At 69.5% G+C, this 12646-nt stretch carries 4 protein-coding genes; all 4 read right to left on the bottom strand.

Features of this window, described 5'->3' with window-relative positions; translation table 11 throughout:
• Positions 1-52: 52 nt before the first annotated feature.
• On the bottom strand, positions 53-868 hold the full coding sequence (locus WME82_RS46440) for an ExeA family protein (RefSeq protein WP_437740784.1): 816 nt from the start codon (positions 866-868) through the stop codon (positions 53-55).
• A complete protein-coding gene (locus tag WME82_RS46445) occupies positions 865-2220 on the bottom strand; it encodes a DDE-type integrase/transposase/recombinase (RefSeq protein WP_437740783.1) in 1356 nt (451 codons plus the stop codon). The genes WME82_RS46440 and WME82_RS46445 overlap by 4 nt, the downstream gene beginning before the upstream one ends.
• Before the next feature lie 119 nt (positions 2221-2339).
• On the bottom strand, positions 2340-2963 hold the full coding sequence (locus WME82_RS46450; RefSeq protein WP_437740782.1) for a hypothetical protein: 624 nt from the start codon (positions 2961-2963) through the stop codon (positions 2340-2342).
• A gap of 546 nt (positions 2964-3509) precedes the next feature.
• Positions 3510-12494, bottom strand: a complete 8985-nt coding sequence (locus WME82_RS46455; protein WP_438040575.1) for a neuraminidase-like domain-containing protein — start codon at positions 12492-12494, stop codon at positions 3510-3512.
• Positions 12495-12646: the final 152 nt, after the last annotated feature.

Genomic DNA, 12646 nt, shown 5'->3' on the forward strand with positions numbered 1-12646 from the left:
GCGAGGTGTCCCTTTACCAGCGCCGAGGTGGCGCCCGTCGTGTGGGTCAGCGTCAGCTGCCGTCCGTCCCCAGGTCGCCGACGATGCGCGCCATCACGTCACGCTCGACGAGTTTCTTCTTCCGTCGCGCCGCCTCGCGCAGCGCGGCGGTGGCCATGCGGTCGATCTCGCGCAGGCTCGAGCCAGCCGCCTCGTGGAGCAGCGTCAGAGCGTCCGCGGTGAAGACGTCGCGATCGGCGCCGGCACGGCTCATCCGGAGCCGCACGTACTCTCCGGTATCGTCGGGGACCATCGCACCAATGGACAGACGCCGCTCGATGCGGGAATATAGCGAGCGGTTTTTGCGCAGCTCAAGCCGGTCTTGGAGGTCAGAGAGCCCTACCAGGATCAGCGACAACAGGGCGCGGCTGTCCCATTCGTAGTTGAGCAAGATGTGGAGATGATCGAGCGTGTCTTGGTGGAGCAGGTGCGCTTCGTCCAGCAGGAAAACCGGGTGGATGCGCTCGCGGCCGAGGGTCTCGATATGCGCGCTGACAGCGTAGAATACGGCCGCCGCGGTCGCAGCGGGGTTGAGGCCGAGGGCATGGCAGAGCTGGCGATAGAAGTCGCGGCGGCCCAGCGTGGCGTTGTGGCAGTAGGTCAGCCGGAAGCCGGCCTGCGGCAATCGATGACGCACGGCCCGTAGCACACACGTCTTGCCGGCACCGGGCTCGCCGACCAGCAGCACTTGGGCGTGCTCGTGCACGGCCTCGCACACCTCCTCGACGAGCTGCTCCTTCGAGGGCGGCAGCCACAGCTCGCCGTCCTGGATCTCCTTGGAGAAGGGTGCGGCGGAGAGGGTGAAGAAGCGGACGTAGGACTCGCTCACGTCTCTCCTCCGCGCTCGCTCGTGTCAGCGCCAGTGCCTATCGAGCGGCCGAGCGTCCGCGCGGGGTTGAAGTCCACGGGGCGAGTCGGCTTGTTCACCGCAGGCCCGCCGCACGGCAGCCGCTTTCGGCGCGCGTTGCGCTGCGGGTCGACCGGATGCAGCACCAAGCGCTTGCCCTCGTGCTCGACCCACGGCGGCTCGTCGGGCGCGACGAAGCATCGGGCGACGGAGACGATCTGGCCGGCGAGGTAGCCTTGATCGAGCTGCCAGGCGACGCCGTCGACAGAGACGATGTTGTCGCCCGAGACGCGGCGCCGGGTGCGCTCGGTGAGCGCGACGCGCAGCGCCCTTTCGTCGACGCCGCCCTCGGCGGCGGGGCGGGCCGCGTAGACCTTCGCCGGGGTCTGGCCGAGCAGGCCCCCGTGCGGCGCCGGGTGGTAACGCCTGTCGAGGAAGGCGCGGAGCGTCGTGTTGATGTCCACGAGCGACGCCAAGGCGCCGAGATAGGTAAGGCACCCTTCGCGCAGCGTGCGCCAGAAACGCTCCATCTTGCCACGCGCCTCTGGGTCGTACGGCTTTGCGTGCAGGAGCGTGATGCCGAGCCGCGCGCACGCGGTTTTGAGGATGTCGCCGCGGTAGGTGGAGCCGTTGTCGAGATAGAGCGCGTCGGGCTTGCCGTGGCGGCGCAGGGCGTCGACGGTCATGGCGAGCATGTCGACCTCCTTCTCGGTCGTGTGCGCCTCGAGGGCCACGACGTAACGAGAGGCGTCGTCGAGCAGCCCGTGGATGCGGAGCGGCATGGCTTTGCCGCCGACGGTGCAGCCGGTCACGTGGCAGACATCGCCGTGCCAGAGCGCGCCGGGGCGCTCGGCTTGCCAGCGCAGCCGCGTCTTCGGCTCTCCCTCGGCGCGCGCGGCGCGGCGGCGAAGGCCGTGCGCCGCGTACAGTCGCCGTACGGTGGGCTCGGAGATCTGGGTGGCTTCGAGTCGCCCCTCGTCCACAAGCGTCTTGAGGATGAGCGGCACCGAGGCGTCGGGATGCTCGCGCCGAATGTCGAGCAGCAGCGTACGCAGCTCCTCCGACAGGTCCTGCGCGAAGCCGCGATCGCTGCGTGGCTGTGGGCGCAGGCCGTCGAGGCCAGCGGAGCGATACGCGTACAGCCAGCGCTCGAGCGTGGGCACCGAGTAGGTGCGGGTGCTGTGCGCGCCCGGCGGTCGAAACCGCTGCTCGCTCAGCGCACGCAGCGCTGCGGCGAGCTGGCCGTGAGTGAGTACGCGGTGCATGAGAGGGCCGATGACCGTGGCGCGATAGATCGCGACGGTCTCGGCGTGGTCGGCGGGGCCGAGGGCCATTCGGACAGGTCCTTTCTGCGCCTTGCTGGCGCGCGGTCCTTGTCCGGGATCGGCGGCGTTTTTGGCAGGGATCCTCTCAGGTGGGCTGTACGATCGGGGCTCCTCGGGGGCAAAGGCCCTCACGCCGCATGCGCGGCGCCGAAGAAGGCGCGCTGCTCGATCGGCAGCGCCCGGGTCGTCGGGTCCGCGGTTGCCGCGAGCGATGTCGCGACGGCGGCTGCCCTCTTTCGGAGCGAGGCGGACGGGCCTGGGTCGGGGGCGTCCGAAAACAGACGTCGCTGCGCGACGTCGCGCGCCCACCGACGCAGCGTGGCCCAGCCGGCGACGGCGCTGTCGCCGAGGATCTTCGCTGGGCCCACGCGCCGACGGACCTCGGCCGCCGTCGCGAGCGCCAGGCCCCAGAGCGCGAGGGCGAAGCCGATCGCGGCGGCGCTGTATACGCGAAGGCCGAGCACTCCGCGAGGAACGACGAGCAGCACAGCGCGGCAACTGAGGCAGCGGTAGCGGCGAGCTGTCACCGAGAGCACCTCGGGGCGTTGGTCCGGGCTGGTGGGGCCCCAGACCTGCCGCTCGCGCCTGCCGTGGCCTTGGAGCCGGATGGCGCCGCCCAGCGGACAGCTCGCAGCGCCGCAGACGGGGCAACGCGCAGGCCGCGCTTCGACGACCGTGGGCGGCTGCTGCTGCCAGCGCTTGATGTCGATGGCGCTCTGGATAACACTGCGACCGCTTCGATTCCTGGGCACAAGAACCGGAGCACGACGAGGAGGCTGTCCGCCAAGATCAGGTCTCCTCGTCGCCTATTTTGTGGCCGGCACCGCGCCGCTGCTCCGCTCCTGCGGTCGGCCTAACCCGTCGTGAGGCGGGCGTGGGAGCGACGAGGGGTGGTAATTTTTGACCGATGGACGGAAGTCGGGCGCCCGCGAGGGAAGGGCTTGTTTGAACCGACGCAACCGTGCTCAGAGGGAACGGAGATGAGAATCTTGAGAGGCCGGAGGTAATGCGTCGTGTGTCGCGGCGCTCCGGAGTCGTCGTCCCGGGCTGCGTACGCGGAGCGAGCATCCTCCTTGATGGCCAGCCTCGTTGGGCAGAACCCCTCACCATCAAGCAGCACGCTCGATGCGGTGCGCTGCCGCATCGATGAGAGGGCGCGGTAATAGGGAGGGACGGGGCGGGCGGGGCCACGGGCTTCAGAGCGCGCGCACTGGCCTCCTGCGCGCCTGAGCTTTTGGGCGCAGCGGCTGCGCCGGGCTTTGTCTGCGGATCGCGCTCGGGATCTCGAGGGCTCATGGTCACACGCTCCCCGGAGCTACCGTGTAGTGGACGATCAGCGCGATGTCGTCGATCTTGGCGGCAGGCGCCGCCGGAGCGGCGCCCGGCGCCGACAGCACCCAGGTCCCTGTCCTCGCGCCAGAACAAGGCTTCTCGCTACGGACCAGACCCGTGCTGCCGAGCGGAAGCTCGAGGTCGATGGCCGCGAGGTTCCCGGGGGACGGCATCAGCTGCATGTCGAACGAGAGCGTTTTACCGGGCTTGAGCTTGACGTAGACCTCTACCCGCGCGATCTCGATCTCCCTGTTCCGGAGCTGGAACGGAAACCGCTCGGGCCCCAGGGCGAGCTCGAGGGAGTGATCCCCGGCCTCGTCCAGGAAGCCCTGCCAGCCGGCGGAGAACTCCTGGCGCAGGCTGAACATCCGCGCGAGCGGCGTGTCCTCTGCGCCCTCGAGCCATTCGTCGCGCGCGGCGCGCGCCGCGTTGCGCAGCGGGACGCCCCCGTCGCGCGCCGTGTAGCGCAGGTGAATGACCACGTCGGAGAGGGTGTCCATGTCGAACGCCTGATCGTCGTGCGGTATCTCCAGGCGCCACGTGGACTCGGCGCCGGCGCCCTCGAAGGGCAGGTAGCGCTCGTCGCGGAAGTTGAGCTCGAACATCCCGCTGTCGTTGTCCGCGTGGCTGGTCGCGATCGACTGGACCGGCGTGAACCCTTGCGCGACGTGGGTCTCCGGCTGCGCCGCGTAGTCGCCCGCCGCGTCCGGGTTGAAGCGCACCTTGCTCGACTCGAGCCTGAGCGTGCAATTGACTGCCGTGTACGGCCCGGTGACGCACGGCAAGCTCAGGCTGACGCTCTTGAGGCGACGCATGTAGTGGCCCGGATAATCCATGTCGAACAGCGCCTCCGGGAGCGTGATGACGCACGAGCCGGTCGACTTCAGGGTCATGAGCGCGACCGGATCGTGCAGGAGCAGCGACACGTGCTTCGTGATCTCGAGCTCGCGACGATCGTGCTCCAGGTACGCGAGCTCCAGGCGCTTGAGGTCGAGGCTCAGGCGGTCGCCGGCCAGCAAGCCCTGGCGCAGGTTGTCCCAGTGGCCGAGCTGGATGTACGACGACGAGCTCACGCCGCGCTCGAAGCGGAACGCCTTCTCCGCGCGCTTGGCCGTGTCGTAGGCCAGCTGGAACGCCTGGCTGTACACCGCGGCGACCTGCCCGGCCATCCAGTCGTAGAGCTCGTCGCGCGTGAACTTGTCGCGCAGGTAGGCGTGCGCCTCGCGGGCGTGCTCGATCTGGAGGTCGTGCGCCGCGAGCTCCTTCTCGCTGATCGCCACGCGCAGCTCGGCGGCGGCGATCTGCCGGTCGATCTGCGCGAGCTCGCGGGCCGCGAGCTCCTCCTGCAGCTTCCACTCGTCCCAGCGCCGCTGGTAACCGCCCATCGTGGCGCTGGCCATGGCCGCCTCGCGCAGGAGCGTGACGGCGATGGACGCCGCCTTGGCGCCAGCCTCCGATGACGCGCCCAGCTTGCTGCCGTCCAGCGTCGTGGTGAGGGTGACGGGGCTGGAGATGCCGGCCGCGCCCGCCGTCACGGTGGGCAGCACGTGCGCGGCGGCCGCGCCGGCCATCATCACCTCGGTGATCGCCTGCGTCACCGCGGCCGCCCCGCTCAAGGTCAGATGACCGCTCTCCCACAGGTTCATGTACTCCACGTCGCGGTAGAACGCGTGGCGCTGGCTGACCACCTCGCGCGCCGCGCGCGACGCCGCGAGCCCCTCGCGCGCCTCGGTCACCTGTTGCTCCTTCACCTGCCGCAGGGTGTCGAGCAGCTGGACCTCGTGCCCGGCGCGGAGCGCCGCGAGCGCCTCCGCGTCGCGCTTCTCGCGCGCGGCGAGCAGCGACGCTCCGAGGGACTTGACCTCTGCGCACAGCTCGCTCGCCCGCCGCAGCAGCACCTCGAAGCGGTGGTGCGGCGCCGGGGTGCTGACGTCGTTGATCACGGTCGTGATGTCCACCCCAGCCGCCGCCGCCTGCACGAGCAGCGCCGGATCGATGGGCGGCTCGAAGAGCGGCAGCTGCCGCTCGATCCCGTCGATGTTCATGCAGTGGCGGATCTTGAACAGGCGATCCGCGACCGTGTCCCAGTAGCCGAGGAGCTTGTCGTTCGGCGGCACGCAGAAGTAGAGCATGGTCGGCAGGATCATCGCCTCGACCTCCTCGCCCCCGGCGCCGGCGAGCGGCTTGACGAACGACTCGATCTCGACGGCCGCGTTCGAGAACGCGTCGAGCAGCGGCTCGATCTCGCGGTAGGTCTTGGGAGCGGCGCTCGCCCGCGGCGGGATCATCCGCGGGCGCGGACCGAGCATGTCGGCCGCGAGCACGTAGAGCTGCGTCGCCTCGTTGATCGACTCGATGGTGTCACGGCGGAAGAGGTGGTCGGCCCACCGTATCAGGTTGTTGATGTACTTCATCATGACCGTCTTCTGGTACGCGACGAGCCGCATCCGGGCGATCAGGTGCGGGTTGAAGGGGTCGCGCTGCCACGCATCGATCTGCCGCGCGAGCTCCTCGGAATGCTCGTTGTCCCCCTCGATCTCCTGGACCAGCGTCTCGATGGAGTTCGCCTGCATGCTCTCGTAGAACGGGCGGAGCTTCCAGAACCGCGCCGGCGCCGGATCCTTCGAGCCGGTGGTCGGATCGAAGATGGTGTGGAACCAGCGCTGCGCCTCCTCGAAGCGCTGATTCTCGCTCAGGCGATCGGCGATGAGCAGCGGCGCGTGGAAGAAGAGCTCCCAGTTGTAGGCGGAGTAAGCGCCGTCCGAGCGGAAGTCGATCTCGTCGATGGGCTGGCCAACCACCGCCTTGGTCGGGCTGTACGTGCCGCTGAAGAAGGAGCGGCTCGTGAGCTGCAGCGGCGGCGAGCTCAGCGACCAGTTGAGCAGACCGTCCAGGACCCCGTGGCGGCGCAGCCGGCGGATCATCTCGCAGACGTAAGGATGCTGGGACGTCTCGAAGCGCAGGTGGTGGCGCGGCAAGATCTGGGGGTTCGGTATGGCCTGTTCGGGGCGATTCGCCCAGCCCTCCACCTCGAGGCGCCCGGTCGAGGTGAGGTTCGAGCCGTCGGTCCATACCGTCGCGTACATGCCGGGGTGGGCCAGCTGGGGCTGGTGCAATGGCGGCGCGCTCTCGGGCAGGGGCGTGACGAGGAAGCTGCGGGTGCCGTCCTCGTAGAAGAAAGGGGCGTCTGCGAGGAAGTCCTCGTTGGTGGGCGGTACGACGAGCCGGAAGGCGCCCGGTGTCTTCCCGAGCGTGACGAGCACCTCGCCGCCCGTGCCGAGCTCCTTGGTCTTCCCCGGCTTGAGCGCCCCGGCGGGCACATACAGTCGGCCGTTGTTCTCGATCGAGGTCGACTCGACGAGAGCCATGCGGTCCTGCGTCGCCCGGCCAGGATGCCGCCGGACGAACGTGCGGGACTGAGAGGTGTAGTCGTTCAGCCGCCAGCTCCCGTTGCAGCCGGAGCTCAAGAACTCGCCGCGCAGGTAGCTCACGGTCAAGGTGGGCTCGATGGCGTAGTGCCCGCTCAGCGACTCCAGGCATTCCACCACGAGTTCGGTGGACTTCTGGAGCGGGGCTTGCCGCGAGGCGGCCCGGAAATAGAGCGATGCGCCGAGGGGCTGCGACGGATTCCAATTGATTACGCGGAGCGGCGGCGCGTCCACGACGCGCCGCGCTGTCCACTTCCCATCGTCGTACTCGCTGTACGCGAGCTTGACCTGGACATCGGTGCTGGGCGGCGTGCCGTTCTGGTTGGTGCCCTGATTGTCCCTCGGGACCTCCTCGAGCATGGCCCAGAAGAGCAGCAGTCGGTCCTCGTGGATGACCGGGAACAGGTGCTCGCTCTGGATGTCGAGCTCGATCTTCTCCCACGGCGTCCAGCCCGCGCCGCGGACGCGGCGTCGATAGAAATGGCTGTGCGGCGTGCCGCGGGTGCGGGCGAAGACGTGCAGCACGTCGGCGGCGGAGGAGGCCCCCAGGACGTTCCTGTGCTTCTGCTCGGGCAGGACCGCCATCACCTGGAGCCGCGCGACCTGATCGAGCTTCTCCAGGTAGCCCCGGAACGCGCGCTCGACGCTGCGCTCGTCGAGGTCGCTCTGCAAGAGCTCGTTCTCGAGCGCCTTGAAGAATGGCGTCTTGTCGTCGCGCAGCTCGGGCTCGATCCAGTTCTCTGGATACAGGAAGACCTTCCGGTTGGCCTCCCACACCCGGTAGCTCTTGAGCCACTTCCACTCGCGGGCCGCCTCGTCGTCGAGGACGACGTCGGGCTCCAGCTTTAGGAAGGCGCGCTGGACGAAGAGCTGGACCGAGCCGATCGCCTGCTTGATGCGCGAGGTGAGCTGGCACGGGCCCATCTCGACGTCGACGAGGAGCTCGGCGAAGAGCTGGTTCGAGCTCGCATAGCCCTGCTTCCAGATCAGGAACTCGACGAGCGCCCCGCGCTGGCGCTCGCGCAGCGCGTCCCGCAGCGGCCGCGCTACGGCGGACCACGCCTCCTCGCTGTACTTGGCCTTGACCGCATTGCGGATGCCAGCGGCCGTCGCACGCGCGCCGGCGGCCGTGTCGTCGGCCACGGCCCAGGGCTGCACCTGCGCGGCGGACATGCCGAGGCGCTTGAGGAGGGCGCTCGCGTCGGCGAGCCGCACCAGCTGCTGATCGAGGCCGAGCCCCGCGAACGCTGCCGTGAACCACCCGCCAGTCCCCGCGAGCGACGAGAGGTCCTCCTGCGGCCAGCCTGTCCGCCCGGCGATCTCGGCGAGCAGATCGAGCGGCTGTCCCTCTGCGTTCACGCCCGCCGCGCGCATGCGGAAGAGGTCGGCCAGGGCGGCTTTGCCGGCGGGCAGCGCGTCGCGCACGCGCAGGAGGGCGGCGAGCCGCATCCAGCCGTCCCGCAGCGAGGGCGGCGCCGGAGCGGGCTCGACAGGCACGTCGTTCAGATCGAGCCACGACGGGTCGAGCACCCACTGGATCTCGTCCGCGGTGAGCTTCAGCCGATGGATGGCGTCGGCGATCTTCGCGAGGCGCACGAAGGCGCGGCGCCGCTGCGCGTCGGACGGTGTGGGGCCGCCGTCCAGCCCGCCGAGGAAGTCGGCGATCGCCTTGCGGTTCTGATCGACCTCGGCGCGGAGCGTCTCGGTGACGAGCTGCGCGATCATCGGCGCGTCCAGGTCGAGCTCCGCTGCGAGCCGCTGGCGTACGAAGAGCTCCACCGAGAGCGGCTCGCCGGTGCCCTCGGGCGGCTCCGCCCCGCTCGCGATACGGGCGAGGCCGGCGGTGATGTCCGCGAGCGCGGCGTCGACGCGGGCCGGCTCGGGGGCCAGACCGCTCGCGGGCTGCGCCGCGTGGCGCAGGAGGTAATCGAGCCGGGCCACGCCGAAGCGCGTCGCGACCACCGCGAGCGCCATCTCGACGAACCGCCGGGTCACTGCCGGATCGGCCGTATTGAACACGTCGATCCCCGACAGCGCGTGCAGGGCGAGGAGGTCCCGCAGCGGCAGCTTGAGCGCGCGGGCGAGCGAGGCGGCGCGGAAGAGCTTCGACAGGTTGGCGAGGTTCAGCGCGCCGCCGCTCACGAGCGGCGGAGCGCCGAGCGCGGCCTGGCTCGCGCCATCGTCGGTGAGCAGCGCGAGCTCGGGCGCGCTCAGCCGGAGGGCGGCAAGGACGGCGGGCGCGTGGGCAGCGATCGACGGGCTCGTGTCCGCGAGCTCCGAGCCGCCGCTGTTCAGCTGGAACGCTGGATCGATCGGGTTGACAACTGCCTTGTTCAGGAAGAGCCGCTCGTAGAGCGAGCGATCCTTCGGTGTGGGCCCCGCGTGCGTCTGGATCGGCCCCCACCAGGCGAGCGCCTCGATGACGGGCAATCGCAGCTCGGCGTGCAGCCAGGCGACGCCCGAGAGCCTGACCAGCAGCTCGTCGGACGTGCCGCCGCCCAGCACCGAGAGCGCTTGATCCACCTCGGGCGCGGACCAGCCGAGCGCGCGGCGCAGCCGGGTGAAGCGGTTCATCCGGTGCAGCGCCTGCTGTTCCAGGGCCGGAATGCGCAGCTCCGATATCTTGCTGGTCAGCGGGTCGGCCCCCGCCTCCGCGCTGATCTGGAGCAGCGCCCCCGGGTTGACGAAGCGCGTATGGAGCATCTCCGTGAGCTCGTCGTAGGTGATTCCGAGGCGTTGCATCAGCACCGCGACGTGCCGCAGCACCGCCTCCCAGCCGCCCTGGATCGGGCTCTGCGATGCGCCGGTGGGATCGGGGATGGAGTTGCCGTTCTGCGAGAGCCCCCAGTGCGTCCATGGGCTGAAGGGGTCTGGGGAGCCCGCGGGCGGCTCGCCGGCGAGGAGCCTTCGATCCTCACCGGAGAGGCGGATCCGCTCGAGCGCGAGCTGGACGCGGTAATCGGCGGGCTCGAAGCCGTCGCCCCGGCGGAGCACCTCCATGAGGTGGACGCGGGGCACGCCCAGATGCTCGAAGTAGATGCGCGCCTCCTCCTGCCCCAGGTTGAAGGGGAGCCGCCACGGGTAGCGCTGCGTGGCGAGCGTCTCGTAGGCCGTCTCGTGGACGATCTGCTTCGACGGCGGGAGCGGCTGGGGGTGGGCGGCGAGCTCGGACGCCGCGCCGGTGGTCGCGATGTGATCGGGGAAGGTGACGCCGGGCGAGAGCGAGGTGTTCGCGACGGCATACTCCAGGATCTCGTTCACGAGGTCCACGTACGGGACGGTCGTGTCCGCGTTCTCGCAGGAGAGCTCCAGGCGGGCGATGTCCGGCCGCCGATCGAACAGCACGTCGCGGGCCGACTTGTGAGCGCCCGGGAGCGTGGTCTCCTGCCGTGTGAAGAGGTTGTACCTCGTCTTCGGCGCGGTGGACTCCACCGTGGAGAGCTGGCGCTCGAGGAACTGCAGAAGATCGACGAGGTACGCGGCAGGGCCGTAGACCGAGCGACAGTGGTCGCAGGCAGAGAAATCCAGCGAACCGAAGAGGGTTGGCCAGTCCGGGATGAGCGCGGCGTCGGCCGGTGCGGGCGGTTGATGGTTCGGCAGCACGTAGGTCGTCAACGCGTTGAACGAGGCGTGGTGACGCGCGAGGAGAGCGTTGGACGCCGCGGTGATCTTGCGCGCGCTCGCGTAGACGGCGCTCGCGCGCGCCGGCCCGAGCGCAGGACCGGCGAGCTCGGTGAAGCGGGCGCGCCCCATGCGGAAGATGCTCTGTGAGGAGTCGAGCCCGTAGCTCATCAGGGTCTTGATCTCGGAGGCAGAGGGGGTGATTCTGTGCAGCCTCTCCATGCCGGCAAGCTGGGCGACCACGCTGGCGCGTTGCGGGCCAGAGGCGATGGCGGTCGGATTGCGGCTGAGATAAGCGCGAAGCCGGGTCCTCCCGAGTTCGAAGAGATTCTGCTCAGTGAGAAAGCTCGCGGCAGGGGCGAGCACGAGAGGCACTGGAATGAGGCGACCCACGAGGGCGGCGCCGGGGAAGGCCTTCTCGAGGGTCCAGGTCAGCACCGAGGCATAGTTCTGTCGCTGCTCCTGCGCCGTGGCGCCGGGCACGGTGGGTGGAACGCCGATGGGCGCGCCGTCGACCGTCTGGTCGAGCACGGCGAGCCAATCGCTCTCGTCGCGCCGCGCGAGGTCGCGCAGCGATTGCACCGCGCCGGACGCAAACTGCTCGTTCAGCTTCTTGACCAGCGGCAGGTGGCCGCGGGTGACCGCCGCGAGCTGAAGAGTTCGTTGCGTGGCGCTGATGGCGCTCTGCGTGAAGAACGGCACCGAAGAGCGGAGCTCGCTCCAGAAGCTCGCGATGCTGGTCCCCTGGAACCCCACGTAGCTCTCGAGCAGCAGCTGCCGGTTGCTCGACGCGGGTACCACGGTCGCGATCAGCTGATCGAGCGATCCCGCGCCGGGCGTCCGCTCCTCGGACGCGCTCGCCACCACGAGGGGCTTGAGCTTCGCCATCGCGGCGTCGATCTCGGCCGCGGACATCCTGGGAATGACGCGCTCATCGACCGCCCAGGTGATGGCTTCACGCAGCGCCGAGAGGCCGCGCGAGAGCAGCTCCGATCGAGCGCTGGGGAGGCCCCACCGGCGCAGGCCATAGAAGACCTCGGGTGCGATGGTGGTCTCGCCGGCCATCCTGGACGCCTCAGCGAGCATGGCGAGCTCCTCGCGATCCACGCCGGAGCTGCAGGCCAAAAGGGCGAGGCTGTCCTCGTCGAGGTCCGCGAGGTCGAGCATGTCGTGGGCGGGAGCGACAGCGGCCGTGACGCGCTCGTGCTCGGACGGCGCGAAGGAATAGTTGCCCTCGGTCACCACCACGTCGATGACGGCGGTCGCCGGCGCGCGGCAGAGATGGCCGATGGCCATCTGCACCTCGCTGTCATAGACGTGCACCTCGAGGTCCGCGAGCTGCTTCCCGGGGCGTCCGAGCTCGCTCCGCGTGTAGCCGACCTGGTAGCACCCGGTGGGGTCCGTGTGGCCCTCCGCGAGGGCTGTCCTCGTTATTCCCGAGGCGGTGACGTTCCGATCGAATACATAGATGATCTTGTCCTGGAGCGGCGCGCCGTTCCGGTCGGTGACCCGCCCGCGCACGATCCAGTGCGCCGGAGACGCGGTGCCCGCGGGCGCCGCCGGGTTGACGGCGATGCGGAGCGCCGCGTCGGTCGAGCGCTCGCGCCACAGCAGGGAGTCCCTCGTATCGACGAGCAGCTGGTTGCCTTGATAGACACGGAAGAACCCCGACGCAGGGCTGGAGCCGAGGAGCGGGCGGAGCGACGCCATGTCGAGCTCGAAGGCGAACGAACCCAAGGAATCGGTCGTGGCAGCGGCGATGATCTGAGCTGGCGTGGTGCTCACCCATGCCTCGATTGTCGCGTTGTTCACGCCGGCCATCGAGTCGTTCCCGGCGAGATTGTTGATGTCGACGACGCGACCGATGAGGGTGAGCTTCTGTTCGTTCTGTTTCGTTGCCATGCGAGCATCTCCGCAGAGGAATTGTTGGATTGGTCCGACGTGCTCGCCGTCCGCTCGCGCGGGTATTGAGCAATCCAAGCAGCGTATACGGTCGATGGTCGTTTGCCATGTTGAAAAGCTGCCCGTGTCGACGGGGCGAAGGCATCTTCGTC

This window comes from Sorangium sp. So ce128, assembly GCF_051525245.1.
GTDB classification, from domain to species: Bacteria; Myxococcota_A; Polyangia; order Polyangiales; family Polyangiaceae; genus Sorangium; species Sorangium cellulosum_B.